15 protein-coding genes are annotated in these 16,668 nt (G+C 73.7%); 8 read left to right on the top strand and 7 right to left on the bottom strand.

The genetic code is table 11. From position 1 onward, the window contains the following. The first annotated feature begins 101 nt into the window (after positions 1–101). The 3 genes from BSL84_RS17605 (at position 102) to BSL84_RS17595 (ending at position 3,242) form a co-directional block, all read left to right on the top strand. Positions 102–764, top strand: coding sequence for a DUF5819 family protein (locus BSL84_RS17605; RefSeq protein WP_075970713.1), 663 nt, complete (start codon positions 102–104; stop codon positions 762–764). After that, positions 761–1,972, top strand: a complete 1,212-nt coding sequence (locus BSL84_RS17600) for an HTTM domain-containing protein (RefSeq protein ID WP_079273229.1) — start codon at positions 761–763, stop codon at positions 1,970–1,972. The genes BSL84_RS17605 and BSL84_RS17600 overlap by 4 nt, the downstream gene beginning before the upstream one ends. A gap of 499 nt (positions 1,973–2,471) precedes the next feature. After that, complete coding sequence (locus BSL84_RS17595; RefSeq protein WP_376499062.1) at positions 2,472–3,242, top strand: TrmH family RNA methyltransferase; 771 nt, start codon at positions 2,472–2,474, stop codon at positions 3,240–3,242. Between the two features lie 15 nt (positions 3,243–3,257). Here the strand turns inward: BSL84_RS17595 and paaN are convergent, their stop codons facing one another. Continuing rightward, entirely contained in the window at positions 3,258–4,940 is a 1,683-nt protein-coding gene (paaN, locus tag BSL84_RS17590; RefSeq protein ID WP_075970711.1) for a phenylacetic acid degradation protein PaaN, read from the bottom strand. Between the two features lie 124 nt (positions 4,941–5,064). Here paaN and BSL84_RS17585 point away from each other — a divergent pair, with 124 nt between their 5' ends. Continuing rightward, on the top strand, positions 5,065–6,576 hold the full coding sequence (locus tag BSL84_RS17585; protein WP_075970710.1) for a 3-hydroxyacyl-CoA dehydrogenase: 1,512 nt from the start codon (positions 5,065–5,067) through the stop codon (positions 6,574–6,576). After that, positions 6,573–7,160 carry a TetR/AcrR family transcriptional regulator gene (locus BSL84_RS17580; protein WP_030026926.1) on the top strand — a complete coding sequence of 196 codons (588 nt, stop codon included), beginning with the start codon at positions 6,573–6,575 and terminating at the stop codon, positions 7,158–7,160. The genes BSL84_RS17585 and BSL84_RS17580 overlap by 4 nt, the downstream gene beginning before the upstream one ends. Before the next feature lie 113 nt (positions 7,161–7,273). Here BSL84_RS17580 and BSL84_RS17575 read toward each other — a convergent pair whose 3' ends face one another. Next, positions 7,274–7,846: an Lrp/AsnC family transcriptional regulator gene (locus tag BSL84_RS17575; RefSeq protein WP_075970709.1), complete on the bottom strand. Its 573-nt coding sequence runs from the start codon at positions 7,844–7,846 to the stop codon at positions 7,274–7,276. Positions 7,847–8,024: 178 nt separating this feature from the next. On the opposite strand from BSL84_RS17575, the gene pdhA reads away from it, so the two are divergent. From pdhA to BSL84_RS17560, 3 genes are read left to right on the top strand one after another with little or no spacing between them, the layout of a single operon-like run. Next, positions 8,025–9,161 (top strand): pyruvate dehydrogenase (acetyl-transferring) E1 component subunit alpha, encoded by a 1,137-nt coding sequence (pdhA, locus tag BSL84_RS17570; protein WP_030031255.1) that lies wholly within the window; start codon positions 8,025–8,027, stop codon positions 9,159–9,161. A 47-nt stretch (positions 9,162–9,208) separates the two neighbouring features. After that, positions 9,209–10,177 (top strand): alpha-ketoacid dehydrogenase subunit beta, encoded by a 969-nt coding sequence (locus tag BSL84_RS17565; protein WP_199816086.1) that lies wholly within the window; start codon positions 9,209–9,211, stop codon positions 10,175–10,177. After that, the gene (locus BSL84_RS17560; RefSeq protein WP_075970708.1) at positions 10,177–11,547 is read left to right on the top strand and encodes a dihydrolipoamide acetyltransferase family protein; all 1,371 of its coding nucleotides are present in this window, start codon (positions 10,177–10,179) and stop codon (positions 11,545–11,547) included. The genes BSL84_RS17565 and BSL84_RS17560 overlap by 1 nt, the downstream gene beginning before the upstream one ends. Before the next feature lie 61 nt (positions 11,548–11,608). Here the strand turns inward: BSL84_RS17560 and BSL84_RS17555 are convergent, their stop codons facing one another. From BSL84_RS17555 to BSL84_RS17535, 5 genes are all read right to left on the bottom strand, one after another. Continuing rightward, complete coding sequence (locus BSL84_RS17555; RefSeq protein ID WP_030031463.1) at positions 11,609–12,586, bottom strand: NAD(P)H-quinone oxidoreductase; 978 nt, start codon at positions 12,584–12,586, stop codon at positions 11,609–11,611. A gap of 26 nt (positions 12,587–12,612) precedes the next feature. Beyond that, positions 12,613–13,713, bottom strand: a complete 1,101-nt coding sequence (locus BSL84_RS17550; protein WP_075970707.1) for a potassium channel family protein — start codon at positions 13,711–13,713, stop codon at positions 12,613–12,615. Beyond that, positions 13,701–14,996 (bottom strand): molybdopterin molybdotransferase MoeA, encoded by a 1,296-nt coding sequence (locus BSL84_RS17545; protein ID WP_079273228.1) that lies wholly within the window; start codon positions 14,994–14,996, stop codon positions 13,701–13,703. The genes BSL84_RS17550 and BSL84_RS17545 overlap by 13 nt, the downstream gene beginning before the upstream one ends. Next, a complete protein-coding gene (locus BSL84_RS17540) occupies positions 14,993–15,868 on the bottom strand; it encodes an NTP transferase domain-containing protein (RefSeq protein ID WP_075972139.1) in 876 nt (291 codons plus the stop codon). The genes BSL84_RS17545 and BSL84_RS17540 overlap by 4 nt, the downstream gene beginning before the upstream one ends. A gap of 232 nt (positions 15,869–16,100) precedes the next feature. Continuing rightward, the gene (locus tag BSL84_RS17535; RefSeq protein WP_030031928.1) at positions 16,101–16,640 is read right to left on the bottom strand and encodes a bacterial proteasome activator family protein; all 540 of its coding nucleotides are present in this window, start codon (positions 16,638–16,640) and stop codon (positions 16,101–16,103) included. Between the last annotated feature and the right edge of the window lie 28 nt (positions 16,641–16,668).

Raw genomic sequence — 16,668 nt, 5'->3', positions numbered from 1 at the left:
CCGACCGATCGTTCGGTTCCTTCGCTTCAATGGTGAGACGGCGGCCCGTAGGGTGTCAACCTCTGTGGTCAACCCTGTGGACGCCGGACGATCGGGGCGGGATGGATTCGAACGGGCTCAAGCTCGCCGAAGCGGCCGCTCCGCCCTCCCCCAGGGCGCCCGGAATCGTCGGTCTCTCCACCCCGTACCGGATCGTGGCGGCCCTGGCCCTGGGCGTCGTCGGCCTGGCCGTGTGCGCGCACCTCGGCCTGGTCTTCCTGCACGTGGCCCCGTCCAACACGCTGAGCAAGCAGCACGCCGGGGCGATCGACGCCTGGGTCTACCCCGAGTTCGAACAGAACTGGAAGCTGTTCGCGCCCAACCCGCTCCAGCAGAACATCGCCGTGGAGGTGCGCGCCGAGGTGCGGACCGCCGGTGGCGAGCTGATCACCACGGGCTGGCGGGACCTGAGCGCCGAGGACGCGGCGGCGATCCGGCACAGCCTCCTGCCGAGCCACACGGAGCAGAACGAGCTGCGCCGGGCCTGGGACTTCTACACCGGCTCGCACGACGAGGACGACAAGCCCGTCGGCGAGCGCGGCGAGCTGTCCGAGGAGTACCTGCGGCGCATCGCGACGAACCGGATCGCCCCCGACCACCGCGGCGGGCACGTCCTGCGGATCCAGTTGCGCTCGGCGACGACGGCCGTACCCGCCCCGAAGTGGAGCACCGAGACCACCGACACCCAGACCTACTACCGGGAGCTGCCGTGGTGGAAGGTGTGAGACGGACCCGCGCCGCACTGGCCCGGGCCGTCGCCAAGGTCAGCGGGCAGGCGCTCGGGCCGTACCAGAGCGCCGTCGTACGCATCGGCTTCGCCGGCACCTGGCTCTTCTTCCTGCTGCGGGAGTTCCCCCACCGCGCCGAGCTGTACGGCCCGGACGGGCCGTGGAGCCAGGGCCTGGCGAAGCGGCTGCTCGACTCCAACGGCGCCTTCACCGTCGCGACCTGGTCCGGCTCGACCCTGTGGTTCGAGACCGTCTACGCGGTGGCCGTGCTGGCGAGCGCCGCCCTGCTGCTGGGCTGGCGGACGCGCGCCACGTCCACGGTGTTCATGGTGGGCGTGCTCTCCCTGCAGAACCGCAGCGTGTTCATGGGCGACGGCGGCGACAACGTCATCCACCTGATGGCGATCTACCTGGTGCTGACCCGGTGCGCGCAGGTGTGGTCGCTGGACGCGCGCAGGGCGCGTACGCGGGGCTCCGCGTCGGCGGGGCGGGCCGGACCGGTGCTGTGGTGTGTGCTGGCGGCGGTCTTCGCCTACGGAGCGGCCACCGGGCGGTTCAGCGACGGCTGGCTCGCGGGATTCGCCGCGGTGTGGGTGCTCTGCGGGCTGTGGTGGCTGGTCGACCGCTACGAGCCGGAGGGCGAGGGCCGGGCGGTCCTGGACGTCCTGGCCAACCTGCTGCACAACGCGGGCATGCTGGTGATCATGGCGGAGGTCTGCCTGATCTACGCGACGGCCGGCTGGTACAAGATCCAGGGCTCGCGGTGGCAGGACGGCACGGCGCTGTACTACCCCCTGGCGCTGGACTACTTCAGCCCGTGGCCGGCGCTGTCGGCGCTGCTGGCGGGCAGCGGGACCCTGGTGATGCTGCTGTCGTACGGAACGGTGGCGGTGCAGGTGGCCTTCCCGTTCACGCTCTTCAACCGGCGGATCAAGAACGTGCTGCTGGTCCTGATGATGCTGGAGCACGCGGGGATCGCGGTGCTGCTGGGGCTGCCGTTCTTCTCGCTGGCGATGATCGCCGCCGATGCGGTGTTCCTGCCGACCGGGTTCCTGGTGTGGCTCGGGGCGAGGGTGGTCGGGCGGCGGTTCCGGCGGGGCCCTGCGGTGCCTTCCCCCGCCCCGCGCCTTCCCGCAACCGGGCCCCGCCCGGACCCGGACCCCGATCCGGACCCGGATCCGGCCCTCGCGCCCCGGACGGGCTGAAAGACCGGGGGCTCCGCCCCCGTACCCCCGCGCCTCAAACGCCGGCGAGGCTGCATGTGCGGGCTCCCGCGCTTCGGGCGCCGGCGGGGGCTGATGTGCGGTCCCCTTGCGGCGGGTGCCGGTGGGGGCTGATGTGCGGGCTTCCGTGCGATGGGTGCCGGCGGGGCTGGTGTGCGGGCTTCCGTGCGATGGGTGCCGGCGGGGCTGGTGTGCGGGCTTCCGTGCGATGGGTGCCGGTGGGGGCTGATGTGCGGGCTTGCGTGCGATGGGTGCCGGTGGGGCTGATGTGCGGGCTTCCGTGCGATGGGTGCCGGTGGGGCTGGTGTGCGGGCTTCGGTGCGTCGGGCGCCGGCGGGGGCTGGTGTGCGGACTTCCGCGCTTCGGGCGCCGGTGGGGGCTGGTGTGCGGGCTGCCGCGCTTCGGGCGCCGGTGGGGGCTGATGGGCGGGCTCCCGCGACTCGAACGCCGACGGGGCTGGGACCGGGCGTAGGGTCGGGGGGTGACTGAGCGGGTGGGTGGGGACGAGACGGTGCGGCAGTGGCGGGAGGGCGTCGGGCGCGGGGACCTCGTGCTCCTCGACGGGTTCCACGCGCTCAAGCACGCCCTGCGCTTCGGAGCGGACGTGCGCATGGCCGTCGCCGACGATCCCGGCGCCGTACGGGCACTGGCCCGGGAGCTGGCGCCCGACGTGGAGGCCGACGTGGTCCGCCTGGTACGGCCGGCCGTGCTCAGGGAACTGCTGCCCCGCGTCCACCCCACCGGCGTCGCGGCCCTCGCCGTACGGCCCGACCGCGCCGCGGGCCTCGCGGGCCTGCGGCGGACGCCCAGGCCCGCGCCCGTCGTCGTCCTCGACAACCCGCGCAACCTCGGCAACGTCGGAGCCGTCGTCCGCCTCGCCGCCGGTTTCGGCGCCACCGGGGTGGTGACCCGGGGCGATCTCGACCCCTGGCACCCGAACGTCGTCCGGGCCGGCGCCGGACTGCACTACGCCACCACCGTCGAGCGCCTCGCCCTCGACGAGCTGCCGCCGGGGCCGCTGTACGCGCTCGACCCGGAGGGCGGGGACATCCGCGGCCTCACCCTCCCGGACGACGCGCTGCTGGCCTTCGGCTCGGAGCGGCACGGGATCTCCCCCGAGCTGCGCGCGCGGGCCGACCACCTGGTGTCGCTGCCGATGCGGCCCCAGGTCTCCAGCTACAACCTCGCCACCAGCGTGGCCATGGCCCTCTTCCACTGGGGCGGACCCCCGCCCGGCGCCTCCGACGCCTGAGCGGGGGCGCACCGGCTACGCCTGGCGGCGGACCTCCACCACGCGGAAGCGGTTCGCGACGAAGGCGCCGTCGCACAGCGCGGCGTTGGCCGCGGGGTTGCCGCCGGAGCCATGGAAGTCCGAGAAGGCCGCCGTCTGGTTGACGTAGACCCCGCCCGTCAGGTTCAGGGAGAGCTGCGCGGACTCCTCCAGGCAGACCTCCTCGACCGCCCGCTCGGTGTCCGCGGAGGTGGTGTAGGCGCCCACCGTCATGGCGCCCTTCTCCCGCACGGTGCGGCGCAGCAGCTCCAGCGCGTCCGCCGTGGAGTCGACGGCCACCGCGAAGGAGACCGGGCCGAAGCACTCGGACAGGAAGGGCGCGTCCGCGTCCGGCTTGCCGGCGTCCAGCTTGACCATCACCGGCGTACGGACCACCGCGTCCGGGAACTCGGGGTTGGCGACCTCGCGGGAGGCCAGCGCGACCTCGCCGAGCTCGGCCGCCGCCTCCAGGCGGGCCTTGACGTCCGGGTTGACCAGGGCGCCGAGCAGCGCGTTGGCCCGGGCGTCGTCGCCGAGCAGGCCGCCCACCGAGGCCGCCAGGTCGGCCACGACCTCGTCGTAGGACTTGTGGCCGGCGTCCGTGGCGATGCCGTCGCGCGGGATGAGCAGGTTCTGCGGGGTGGTGCACATCTGGCCGCTGTAGAGCGACAGGGAGAAGGCCAGGTTGGCCAGCATCCCCTTGTAGTTGTCGGTGGAGTCCAGGACGACGGTGTTGACGCCCGCCTTCTCCGTGTAGACCTGCGCCTGGCGGGCGTTGGCCTCCAGCCAGTCGCCGAACTCCGTGGAGCCCGTGTAGTCGATCAGCTTGATCTCGGGGCGGACGGCGAGGTCCTTGGCGATGCCCTCGCCCGGGCGCTCGACCGCGAGCGCGACCAGGTTCGGGTCGAAGCCCGTCTCCGCCAGGACCTCGCGCGCCACCTGCACGGTCAGCGCGAGCGGCAGCACGGCCCGCGGGTGCGGCTTGACCAGCACCGGGTTGCCGGTGGCCAGCGAGGCGAACAGGCCCGGGTAGCCGTTCCAGGTCGGGAAGGTGTTGCAGCCGATCATGAGGGCGATGCCGCGGGGGACCGCGGTGAAGGTCTTTCCGAGCTCCAGCGGGTCCTTCTTGCCCTGCGGCTTCGACCAGTCGGCCTGCCCCGGGACCCGGGTCTGCTCCTCGTACGCGTACGCCACGGCCTCCAGGCCGCGGTCCTGCGCGTGGGGGCCGCCCGCCTGGAACGCCATCATGAAGGCCTGGCCGCTGGTGTGCATGACCGCGTGCGCGAACTCGTGGGTGCGGGCCGAGATGCGGGCCAGGATCTCGATGCAGACCAGGGCGCGTGCCTCCGGACCCGCGTCGCGCCAGGCGGCCATGCCGGCCTTCATCGCGGGCAGCAGCATGTCCACGTCCACGTGCGGGTACTCGACGCCGAGGTCCAGGCCGTACGGGGACTTCTCCGCGCCCGTGAAGCCGTCGGTGCCGGGCTGGCCGAGGTCCAGCCGGGTGCCGCGGAGCGCTTCGAAGGCGGCCAGCCCGTCGGCCGGGGCGGTCTCGCCGTACGCCTTGGGGTGTTCGGGATGCGGGGACCAGTAGGCGCGGCTGCGGATCGCCGACAGGGCCTGGTCCAGGGTGGGCCGGTGCTTGGCGGACAGCTGGGGGACGGTGAGCTCGGCGGCCATCAGGGACCAACTCCTCGTTGAGCCGGGCGAAGGAGAGCAGACTGGAGTTAGAGTAACCGAACGATCGGTCGGGACAAGAGGGCCCGGCGGGCCTGTGGAAAAGTCGGTGCGGGAGGATCAGGACATGACAGCAATCGAGCGGTCCCGCACTGTGGCGGTCGTCGGAGCGGGCACGATGGGCCAGGGCATCGCCCAGGTGGCCCTTCTCGCCGGCCACCGTGTGCTGATCTACGACATCGATGCCGCGCTCGCCTCCGGCGGCGTCGCCATCGTGCAGGACCGTGTCGAGCGGATGGCCGCGAAGGGCCGTCTGGACCGGGCCGAGGCCGCGGAGGCGGTCGGCCGGATCGCCCCCGCCGGGGCCCTCGCCGACCTCGCCGGGGCCGCCCTCGTCATCGAGGCCGTCGTCGAGAACGTCGGGATCAAGCAGACCCTCTTCGCCGCGCTCGAAGACGTGCTGGAGCCGGACGCGCTGCTCGCCACGAACACCTCCTCCCTCTCCGTCACCGAGCTCGCCGCCGGTCTCGCACACCCCGGCCGCTTCCTCGGCCTGCACTTCTTCAACCCGGCCCCGCTGCTCCCGCTCGTCGAGGTGGTCAGCGGCTCCGCGACCGACCCGGACGCCGCCGAGCGCGCCTACCGCACGGTCCTCGGCTGGGGCAAGACGCCGGTGCGCTGCGCCGACACCCCCGGCTTCATCGTCAACCGGATCGCCCGCCCCTTCTACGCCGAGGCCTTCGCGGTGTACGAGGAGCAGGGCGCCGACCCGGCCACCATCGACGCCGTGCTCCGCGAGAGCGGCGGCTTCAAGATGGGGCCCTTCGCCCTGACCGACCTGATCGGCCAGGACGTCAACGAGGCCGTGACCCGCTCCGTGTGGGAGTCCTTCTTCCGCAGCCCCAAGTTCACCCCGTCGCTCGCGCAGCGCCGGCTGGTCCAGTCGGGCCGCCTGGGCCGCAAGTCGGGGCACGGCTGGTTCCCGTACGGCCCCGACGCGGTCGCCGCGCAGCCGCACACCGCCGGGCCCGAGGAGGCCCCCGACAAGGTGACCGTCGTCGGCGACCTCGGCCCCGCCGCCGAACTGGCCGACCTGCTCCAGGAGGCCGGGATCGCGGTCACGGCCGCCGAGCAGGGCGGCCCGTACATCCAGCTGCCCGGCGAGGGCCAGCTCGTCCTCGCGGACGGCAAGACCTCCGTCGAGTTCGCCGACGTCGTCTACTTCGACCTCGCGCTCGACTACCGGGGCGCCACCCGGATCGCCCTCTCCGCGAGCGAGGACACCAGCGAGCGCACCCTCGCCGAGGCGATCGGCCTCTTCCAGAAGCTCGGCAAGCAGGTCTCCGTCATCGGCGACGTCCCCGGCATGATCGTCGCCCGGACCGTGGCGATGCTGATCGACCTCACCGCCGACGCCGTGGCCCGGGGCGTGGCCTCCGCCGAGGACATCGACACCGCGATGCGGCTCGGCGTCAACTACCCGCTGGGCCCCTCCGAATGGCACGACCGGCTCGGCCGGGACTGGGCCTACGACCTGCTGCACCACCTCGACGAGCGCTGCCCCGGCGGCCGGTACGCGCCCTCGCTGGCGCTGTTCAAGCTGGGCTACGCGGCGGGCGACGAGGAGGGCACGCTGTGACCACGGTCAAGCGCGACACCTACACCCCCGAGACGCTGCTGTCCGTGGCCGTGCAGGTCTTCAACGAGCGCGGCTACGACGGCACCTCGATGGAGCACCTGTCCAAGGCCGCGGGCATCTCGAAGTCCTCGATCTACCACCACGTCACGGGCAAGGAGGAGCTGCTGCGGCGAGCCGTCAGCCGGGCCCTCGACGGGCTCTTCGCGGTGCTGGAGGAGCCGGGGGCGGTCCGCGGCCGGGCCGTCGAGCGCGTCGAGTACGTCACGCGCCGCACGGTCGAGGTGCTGGTCGGCGAGCTGCCGTACGTGACGCTGCTGCTGCGGGTCCGGGGCAACACCCGCACCGAGAGGTGGGCGCTTGAGCGCCGCCGGGAGTTCGACCACCAGGTGGCGGAGCTGCTGAAGGCCGCCGCCGCGGACGGCGACCTGCGGGCGGACGTGGACATCCGCCTCGCCACCCGCCTCCTCTTCGGCATGGTGAACTCGCTGGTCGAGTGGTACCGCCCACACCCGGGCACCGGCCCCGAACAGCTGGCGGACGCGGTCGTCCACATGGCCTTCGACGGCCTGCGCACCACCCGCTGACCACCCGCCGGCCGCCCGACAGCCACACCGGCGGTCCGGGTGCCGGCCGTGTCGGCCCGCTCCCGGACCGGCGCAAACGGTCGCACCGCGCCGCCCTGTCACCCGGACGCCCCCTACTCCTCGGCGATTGCCGCCGGGCCGCCCGAGGGGCCCGGGCCGGGGGCGAGGAGGTCGGTTTCCTCGAAGACCAGCAGGGTGCGCGTCGACAGGACCTCCGGGATGGCCTGGAGGCGGGTCAGGACCAGCTCGCGCAGGGTCCGGTTGTCCGGGGTGTGCACGAGGAGCAGGACGTCGAAGTCGCCGCTGACCAGGGCGATGTGCGCGGCGCCGGGGAGCTCGCGCAGCTGTTCGCGGACCGTTCGCCAGGAGTTCTGGACGATCTTCAGGGTGATGTAGGCGGAGGCGCCCTGGCCCGCGCGCTCGTGGTTGACGCGTGCAGTGAAGCCGCGGATCACCCCGTCGTCGATGAGCCGGTTGATCCGCGCGTACGCGTTCGCCCGCGAGACGTGGACCTGCTCGGCCACGGAGCGTATGGAGGCCCGGCCGTCCGCCTGCAGCAGCCGCATGATCGACCGGTCGATCGGGTCCAGGGGCCGTGGTGCGACGGGAGGGGCCGCGGAGGCTCCCGGTGCGCCCCCAGGTGGAACCGGTGCGGAACCGGCCGCGGCCATTTGTTCATCCGGCATTGCCCGATGCCTCCCTCTCCTGGACGTCCTGCATCCATCCCAGGGCCCCGGCGCCAGTTTGTCCACAGCCTGGAGCCGCCTGTAGCCAAAATGCGCAGGCAACCGAACAATCGGTAGGTGAGGGGCCTCACATCCGGGGCCACCCCTGCCCGCTTCCCACGAGGAGGTGTACGCCGCCATGACGGTCCAAGAGCTGCCCGGTGCCGGTGCGTCCCACCGTCCCACCCCGCCGCCCGCCTGGAGGCCCCGTACGGACGCCGCCCCGCTGCTTCCGGACGCCGAGCCCTACCGCGTGCTGGGCACCGAGGCGGCCGACCGCCTCGACCCCGCGCTGATGCGCCGGTGCTACGCCGAGCTGGTCCGCGGCCGTCGCTACAACGCCCAGGCCACGGCGCTCACCAAGCAGGGCCGGCTCGCCGTGTACCCCTCCACCGTCGGCCAGGAGGCCTGCGAGATCGCCGCCGCGATGGTCCTGGAAGAGCAGGACTGGCTCTTCCCGAGCTACCGCGACACCCTGGCGGCCGTGGCGCGCGGACTGGACCCCGTACAGGCGCTGACCCTGCTGCGCGGCGACTGGCACACCGGCTACGACCCGCGCGAGCACCGCATAGCCCCCCTCTCGACCCCGCTCGCCACCCAGCTGCCGCACGCGGTGGGCCTGGCGCACGCGGCGCGGCTGCGCGGCGACGACGTCGTCGCCCTCGCCATGGTCGGCGACGGCGGCACCAGTGAGGGCGACTTCCACGAGGCGCTGAACTTCGCCGCCGTGTGGAAGGCCCCCGTGGTCTTCCTCGTGCAGAACAACGGCTTCGCGATCTCCGTCCCGCTCGCCAAGCAGACCGCCGCCCCGACGCTGGCCCACAAGGCCGTCGGATACGGCATGCCGGGCCGGCTGGTCGACGGCAACGACATCGCCGCGATGCACGAGGTGCTGTCCGAGGCCGTCCGGCGGGCCCGCTCCGGCGGCGGCCCGACGCTGATCGAGGCCGTCACGTACCGCATGGAGGCGCACACCAACGCCGACGACGCGACGCGCTACCGCGGTGACGCGGAGGTCGAGGCGTGGAAGGCACACGACCCGATCGTCCTGCTGGAGCGCGAGCTGACCGCGCGCGGAATCCTCGACGAGGCGGGCATCACGGCCGCGCGCGACGAGGCCGAGGCGATGGCGGCGTCCCTGCGCGACGGGATGAACGCCGATCCGGTGGTGGATCCGATGGACCTGTTCGCGCATGTCTACGCGGAGCAGACGGACCGCCTGCGCGAGCAGGCGGCCATGCTCCGTGCCGAGCTGGAAGCCGAGGACCAGGCGTGACGACGGTGGCGGCGAAGTCCGCGAAGACGGGGGCCAAGCCCGCGACGATGGCGCAGGCCCTGACGCGGGCGATGCGCGACGCGATGGCCGAGGACCCGACGGTCCACGTCATGGGCGAGGACGTCGGCACACTCGGCGGCGTCTTCCGCATCACGGACGGCCTGGCCAAGGAGTTCGGCGAGGACCGCTGCACGGACACCCCCCTCGCCGAGGCCGGGATCCTGGGTACGGCGGTCGGCATGGCCATGTACGGGCTGCGGCCTGTGGTGGAGATGCAGTTCGACGCCTTCGCCTATCCGGCTTTCGAGCAGCTGATCTCGCACGTGGCGAAGATGCGCAACCGCACCCGCGGCGCCATGCCGCTGCCGATCACCATCCGCGTGCCGTACGGCGGCGGCATCGGCGGCGTGGAGCACCACTGCGACTCCTCCGAGGCGTACTACGTGGCGACGCCCGGCCTGACGGTGGTCACCCCGGCGACCGTCGAGGACGCCTACGGGCTGCTGCGCGCGTCGATCGCGAGCGACGACCCGGTGGTCTTCCTGGAGCCGAAGCGGCTGTACTGGTCGAAGGCCGACTGGTCGCCGCAGGCGCCGGCGGCCGTCCCGGGCATCGGCAAGGCCCTCGTCCGCCGGACGGGTACGAGCGCCACCCTGATCACCTACGGCCCGTCGCTGCCGGTCTGCCTGGAGGCGGCCGAGGCGGCCCGGGAGGAGGGCTGGGACCTGGAGGTCGTGGACCTGCGCTCCCTGGTCCCCTTCGACGAGGAGACGGTCGTGGCATCCGTACGCCGCACCGGGCGCGCGGTCGTCGTCCACGAGGCCGGCGGCTTCGGCGGGCCGGGCGCGGAGATCGCCGCCCGGGTCACCGAGCGGTGCTTCCACCACCTGGAGGCCCCGGTGCTGCGGGTGACGGGCTTCGACATCCCCTACCCGCCGCCGATGCTGGAGAAGCACCACCTGCCCGGTGTCGAACGGATCCTCGACGCCGTGGCCCGCCTGCAGTGGGAGAACTGATGCCGCAGGTCATGGAATTCAAGCTGCCCGACCTCGGTGAGGGTCTGACCGAGGCCGAGATCGTGCGCTGGCTGGTGGCGGTGGGCGATGTCGTCGCCATCGACCAGCCGGTCGTCGAGGTCGAGACGGCCAAGGCGATGGTGGAGGTGCCCTGCCCGTACGGCGGAGTGGTCACCGCCCGCTTCGGGGAGGAGGGCGAGGAACTGCCGGTCGGCGCCCCGCTGATCACTGTGGCGGTGGGTGCGCAGTCGATGCCCGCCGGGGCCGCGGAGGCGGCCGAGGCCGCCGAGTCCGAAGGCTCCGGCGAGGCTCCCCGGCCGCTGATCGGCTACGGCTCGGACCACTCGCGCCCGGCGCGCCGGCGACGGGTGCGACCCGTCACCGCCGCGGTGTCGGCGCCGGTCGCGGCCCCCGCGCCCGCAGCGGCGGCTCCGGCCGCCGCTGCCGCTCCGGCCGCTCCGGTCGTTCCTGCCGCTCCGGCCGTTCACGCCGGGCCGGTGCCCGTCATCTCGCCGCTGGTGCGCAAGCTCGCCAAGGACCACGGGGTGGACCTGCGCGCGCTGCACGGCTCGGGCCCGGAGGGCCTGATCCTGCGCGCCGACGTCGAGGCGGCCCTGGCCGCACTGCGCGAGCCCGCCCCGGCCGCCGCTCCCGCCCCCGCGGCGGTCGCGGTGGCGGCGCAGGGTGAGCGGATCCCGCTCAAGGGGCTGCGCGGCGCGGTCGCCGAGAAGCTGTCGCGCAGCCGCCGCGAGATCCCGGACGCCACCTGCTGGGTCGACGCGGACGCCACCGAGCTGATGGCGGCCCGGGCCGCGATGAACGCCGTGGATGGCCCCAAGATCTCGGTCCTCGCGCTGCTGGCCCGGATCTGCACGGCCGCGCTGGCCAAGTACCCGGAGCTGAACTCCACCGTGGACCTGGCGGCCAAGGAGATCGTCCGGCTCCCCTCGGTGCACCTCGGCTTCGCCGCGCAGACCGAGCGGGGTCTGGTGGTCCCGGTCGTCCGGGACGCCCAGGGCCGCAATCCGGAGTCGCTGTCGGCGGAGTTCGCACGGCTGACCGAGCTCGCCCGCGCGGGCAAGCTGGCCCCGGCGGACCTGACGGGCGGCACTTTCACCCTGAACAACTACGGGGTCTTCGGGGTCGACGGCTCCACGCCGATCATCAACCACCCGGAAGCGGCGATGCTCGGCGTCGGCCGGATCATCGACAAGCCGTGGGTCCACGAGGGGCAGCTGGCGGTGCGCAAGGTCGTCCAGCTGTCGCTGACCTTCGACCACCGGGTCTGCGACGGCGGCACGGCGGGCGGCTTCCTCCGCTACGTCGCGGACTGCGTGGAGTCCCCGGCGGTACTGCTGCGCACGCTGTAGCCGTGGCGGCCCCGGGGCCAAGTGCCCCGGGGCCCGCAGCGGTGCCGCCCGCCGCTCGCGCTCACACCGTGAGCAGCAGTTTGCCCACGTGCGTGCCCGCCTCCATGACCCGGTGGGCCTCGGCGGCGTCCCGCATCGGGAACGCCGCGTGGACCACCGGCCGCACCCGGCCGGCGGCCACGAGCGGCCACACGTGCTCGCGCACGGCGGCCACGATCGCCGCCTTCTCCTCCAGCGGCCGCGCCCGCAGCGACGTGGCCGTGATCGCCGCCCGCTTCGCCAGCAGCGCGCCCAGGTTCAGCTCGCCCTTCACCCCGCCCTGGAGCCCGATCACCGCGAGCCGGCCGTTCACGGCGAGGGCGTCCACGTTCCGCGAAAGGTACTTGGCGCCCATGATGTCCAGGATCACGTCCGCCCCGGCCCCACCCGTAGCGTCCCGTACCGCGGCGACGAAGTCCTGCTCGCGGTAGTCGACGAGGACGTCCGCGCCCAACTCCTTGCAGCGGGCCAGCTTGTCCGGGCCGCCGGCCGTGACGGCGACCGTCGCGCCCACCGCCTTGCCCAGCTGGATCGCCATCGTCCCGATGCCGCTGGCCCCGCCGTGCACCAGCAGGGTTTCGCCGGGGCGCAGCCCGGCCACCATGAACACGTTGGACCACACCGTCGTGACGACCTCGGGCAGCGCCGCGGCCGTCACCAGGTCCACCCCCGGAGGGACCGGCAGCAGCTGCCCGGCCGGCACCGCTACCCGCTGCGCGTAGCCGCCGCCGGCCAGCAGGGCGCAGACCTCGTCGCCCACCGCCCAGCCCGAGACCCCCGCCCCGACGGCGGCGATCCGCCCGGAGCACTCCAGCCCCGGAAGGCGCGAGGCGCCCGGCGGCGGATCGTAGAAGCCCTGCCGCTGGAGGACGTCGGCGCGGTTCACGGCGCTTGCCGCGACCTCGACGAGGACCTCGCCCTCGCCCGGTACCGGATCGGGAACGTCGGCCCAGACGAGGGCTTCGGGGCCGCCGGGCTGCTCGATGGTGATCGCATGCATGGCCCGGAGGCTACGCCACGGCGCGGCTACTCGGCAGGACCCAGTATCGTCCTCGCGGCGGTGGACGGAACCGCCCGCACGATGGTGATGAGACGGTCCGTCAGCTGGAGGGGGCTGGCGTGCGGGTCGTCGTACGGGAGCAGCCGATGGCCGCGGAGGACGTTCACGACCAGGTCGTCGGTGTCGCGCACCGACTTGCCGACCTCGGCCTTGCGGACGGGCCGTTCGATGAGGTCCAGGCCGCTGCCCTGCTGGATCAGGTCCTCCATCACGGTGCCCGCGCTGGGGCTGAGCACCGACAGGCCCAGCAGCCGGCCGGCGGCGCTCGCGCTCGTGATGACCGCGTCGGCCCCGGACTGGCGCAGCAGGGGGGCGTTCTCCTCCTCGCGCACCGCGGCGACGATCTTCGCTCCGCGGTTGAGCTGCCGGGCGGTCAGCGTGACCAGGACCGCGGTGTCGTCGCGCTGGGTGGCGATGACGACCTGACGGGCCTTCTGGAGCTCGGCGCGGAGCAGGACGTCCGAGCGGGTGGCGTCGCCCACCACACCCGTGAACCCCTCGGCGTTGGCCATGTCGATGACCTTGGCGCTGGGGTCGACGACGACCACCTGTTCCCGTGAGAGGCCGGTGGCCAGCAGGGTCAGAAGGGCCGAGCGGCCCTTCGTGCCGAAGCCGACGACGACCGTGTGCTCGCGCAAGTTCTTCCTCCAGCGCTTCAGCCGCCACTCTTCCCTCGTGCGCTCCGTCAGGACTTCGAGGGTGGTACCGACGAGGATGATCAGGAACAGCACGCGCAGCGGCGTGATCAGCAGGATGTTGATCAGCCGTGCGCTGTCGCTGTAGGGCACGATGTCGCCGTAGCCGGTCGTGGACAGCGTCACCGTGGCGTAGTAGAAGCAGTCGAGGAGATCGACCGTCTCGTTGGCGTTGTCGTGGTAGCCGTCGCGGTCCAGCCACACGATGAAGACCGTGAGGAAGAGGACGAACAGGGCCATCAACAGGCGCTTGGCTACCTGCCGCAGCGGATGCTCGACGATGCGCTTGGGCAGCTTGATGCGGCGGGAGACGAGCTTTTCGTCCGCCCCGCGGGCCATGGCGTCATGTCCGGGCAGTTTCACGTGAAACATCCTCCCGAAGCCCACGGCAGGTCGAGGACTTCCAGCTCCTGGCCCGATCGGGCGCCCCTGGGCGGTACGACGGCCAGCGCGTCCGCGGCCGCCACGCCGCGCAGCATCGCGGGGCCGTGGTAGCGCAGGGGCACGGCGTGCTCGTCGTCGAGCCGGACGGGGACCAGCCGGGTGTCGTGCGGGTGGCCCGGGACGTCGCCGTGCACCGGCGCCGTGTAGCGCGGGCGCGGGCGGCGGCCCGCCAGGGCGCGCAGCAGCGGCTCGGCGAGGGTCAGCAGCCCGGAGACGGCGGCGAGGGGGTTGCCCGGAAGCCCGACCACGTGGCGCCCGTCCGCCCGGTCGCCGATCCGCGCGAGCAGCATCGGGTGGCCCGGACGGACCGCCACTCCGTCGACGAGCAGCCGGGCGCCGGCCTTCTCCAGGACGGGGTGGACGTGGTCGACGGGGCCGGAGGCGGTGCCGCCGGTGGTGACCACGACATCGGCGGTGGACGTGGTGACGGCCTCCAGCAGGGCCGCGGCCCCGTCGGGGTCGTCGCCGAGCGTCCGGGTGCCGGTGACCTCGGCGCCCAGACGGGTGAGCCACGGCCCCAGCATGGGGCTGAGGGCGTCGCGGATCAGCCCGTCGTGTGGGCGGCCCTCGGTGAGGAGTTCGTCGCCGAGCACCAGGATCTCCACGCGGGGGCGGGGCCGGGTGGTCACCCGGTCGTACCCCGCGGCCGCGGCGAGGCCGAGCACGGCGGGGGTGACCAGCGAGCCGGCGGGCAGCAGCAGGTCCCCCGAGCGGCATTCCTGGCCGCGCGGGCGGATGTCCTGGCCGGTGCCGACGGGCCGGTCGGCGAAGAGCTGCCCGCCCGCCTCGGTGCAGTGCTCGCTGCGGACGACCGCGGTGGTGTCGGCGGGGATCCGGGCGCCGGTGGCGATCCGGACGGCCTCGCCGTCGGCGAGCGGATCCGGTCGGCCGGAGCCGGCCAGGATGCCGTCGCCGGGGCGGACGTGCCACGGGCCGGGACCGGCCACGGCCCAGCCGTCCATGGCGGAGGTGTCGAAGGACGGCAGGTCGGTCAGCGCGTCCAGGGCGGCGGCCAGGACCTCGCCGATGGCATCCCCGAGGGGCACGTCATGGGTACGGGCCCGCACCCCGGCGCCGGCCTGCGCGGCGGCGTCCCGGGCCTGCGGCCAGGAGGCGGCCCGGTGGGTGCCCCCGCCGCCGCCTTCCGGGGTACGGCTGACCAGGGCCAGGGCTTCGTCGAGGGCCTGTTCGGCGGAGTTCGTGGGGATCATCCCGAGCCGTTCCCTCCGGTGGCGGTGTCGGCCTCCGCTTCGGCGGCCCAGCGCAGCGCCAGGTCGGCGGCCTTGCGGGAGGCCTCGGCGACGGCCTGGGCGGGGTCGGCGCCGGTGGCTGCGGCATGGGCGGCCGCGTAGCCGACCAGGAAGGTGGTCAGCGGGGCGGCGGGCCGGGCGACGCCGTGGGCGGCGTCCCGGGCGAGGTCGAGCAGGGTCTTGGTGTCGACGGCGAGGTCGATGCCCAGCTCGCTCTTGACGGCGGTGATCCATTGGTCCAGCACGGTTCCATGCTCCCTGATCCGGGCGCGGGCGGCGGAGAGATCGTCCCAGGTGTCGCAGTCGAACGCGGCGAGGGGCTGCGCCTCGACTTGAGCCAGCTCCAGTTCGGCGGTGAGCGCGCGCAGCGGGAGCCCGGCGAGAGCGCCGTGCTCGGTGGCGAGCAGCGCGACCTCACGGCGCAGGGGCTCGGCCCGGTAGGCGGCGACCAGCGGCTGGTCACGGCCCTCGGGATCCCGCAGCACCGCTCCGTCCGTGCCGGGCGCGTTGGCGGCGGCCAGCAGGGCCCGTACGGTCTCCCGGTCCAGGAACGGCAGGTCCGCGGAGAGTACGAGGACCAGCCCGGCGGTGGTGTCGCGCAGCCCGGCGTCCAGCGCGGCGACGGGGCCGCCCCCGGGCGGGTCCTCCCGGGTCCACCGCACGGGGCGTGCCGTGGGCCGGCGGCCGCCGACCACGACGGTGCGCAAGGCGTCCGGGCAGGCGTCGAGGACGCGGTCGAGGAGCGCCCGTCCGCCGACGCTCAGCGCGGGCTTGTCCGCCCCGCCGAGTCGCCGAGCGGCACCGCCGGCCAGCACGATCGCGTCGTAACTCATGCCCATGAGTATGCGCGGCCCGTGTTCCCGGCCGTGAGCCGGATGCCGCCTGTCGCCTGCCCGGCGGCCGCCGCCACTGCCGGGGCTCCGCCCCCGGCCCCGCGCCTCGAACGCCGGCGGGGCTCGAAGACCGCCCCCTGACCCCCGCGCCTCGAACGCCCGCGGGCCAGAAGAGCGGAGCCCGGCCGCGTCCGAAGGCGCGGGCCGGGCCCGGGGGTTCGCGCAACACGCGCTAGAGGTAGGGGCCCGAGCGGATCGCGCCGTGGTTGCCGTCTTCCTCGTCGTCGTGGTGGCCGCCCGGCGGCAGGGCGCGGCGCATCTGCTCCAACTGGGCCCGCGCGGCCATCTGCTGCGCGAACAGAGCGGTCTGGATGCCGTGGAAGAGGCCTTCCAGCCAGCCGACCAACTGTGCCTGCGCGATCCGCAGTTCGGCCTCCGAGGGGATGGCCTCCTCGGTGAACGGCAGGGACAGGCGCTCCAGTTCCTCCACGAGCTCGGGCGCCAGGCCGTCCTCCAGCTCCTTCACGGAGGCGGCGTGGATGTCCTTGAGCCTGACCCGGCTCGCCTCGTCGAGGGGCGCGGCGCGTACCTCTTCCAGGAGTTGCTTGATCATGCTGCCGATCCGCATGACCTTGGCGGGCTGTTCGACCATTTCCGTCACCGGGACCTCGCGCGACTCGTCATCGGCGTCGCCGACCGCCGACCCGTCCTGTCCCACGATCAGGACGTGCGGGGGACTGTCCTGCGACCGTTCACTCCTCGGCATCTCCATGCCGTCATTCTCTCGCACACCTTCGCTC

It is taken from the genome of Streptomyces sp. TN58 (assembly GCF_001941845.1).
In the GTDB taxonomy this organism is placed as follows: Bacteria; Actinomycetota; Actinomycetes; order Streptomycetales; family Streptomycetaceae; genus Streptomyces.
The sequence above is the reverse complement of the archived record's forward strand: the minus strand, read 5'-3'. Positions and strand labels throughout refer to the sequence as shown.

Coding starts and splice junctions, on each gene's coding strand:
- BSL84_RS17565 (WP_199816086.1), top strand. CDS start 9,209: ATGGCGCAGGCCCTGACGCGGGCGATGCGCGACGCGATGGCCGAGGAC.
- BSL84_RS17545 (WP_079273228.1), bottom strand. CDS start 14,996: ATGATCCCCACGAACTCCGCCGAACAGGCCCTCGACGAAGCCCTGGCC.
- pdhA (WP_030031255.1), top strand. CDS start 8,025: ATGACGGTCCAAGAGCTGCCCGGTGCCGGTGCGTCCCACCGTCCCACC.
- BSL84_RS17550 (WP_075970707.1), bottom strand. CDS start 13,713: ATGTTTCACGTGAAACTGCCCGGACATGACGCCATGGCCCGCGGGGCG.
- paaN (WP_075970711.1), bottom strand. CDS start 4,940: ATGGCCGCCGAGCTCACCGTCCCCCAGCTGTCCGCCAAGCACCGGCCC.
- BSL84_RS17560 (WP_075970708.1), top strand. CDS start 10,177: ATGCCGCAGGTCATGGAATTCAAGCTGCCCGACCTCGGTGAGGGTCTG.
- BSL84_RS17605 (WP_075970713.1), top strand. CDS start 102: ATGGATTCGAACGGGCTCAAGCTCGCCGAAGCGGCCGCTCCGCCCTCC.
- BSL84_RS17575 (WP_075970709.1), bottom strand. CDS start 7,846: ATGCCGGATGAACAAATGGCCGCGGCCGGTTCCGCACCGGTTCCACCT.
- BSL84_RS17585 (WP_075970710.1), top strand. CDS start 5,065: ATGACAGCAATCGAGCGGTCCCGCACTGTGGCGGTCGTCGGAGCGGGC.
- BSL84_RS17540 (WP_075972139.1), bottom strand. CDS start 15,868: ATGAGTTACGACGCGATCGTGCTGGCCGGCGGTGCCGCTCGGCGACTC.
- BSL84_RS17555 (WP_030031463.1), bottom strand. CDS start 12,586: ATGCATGCGATCACCATCGAGCAGCCCGGCGGCCCCGAAGCCCTCGTC.
- BSL84_RS17535 (WP_030031928.1), bottom strand. CDS start 16,640: ATGGAGATGCCGAGGAGTGAACGGTCGCAGGACAGTCCCCCGCACGTC.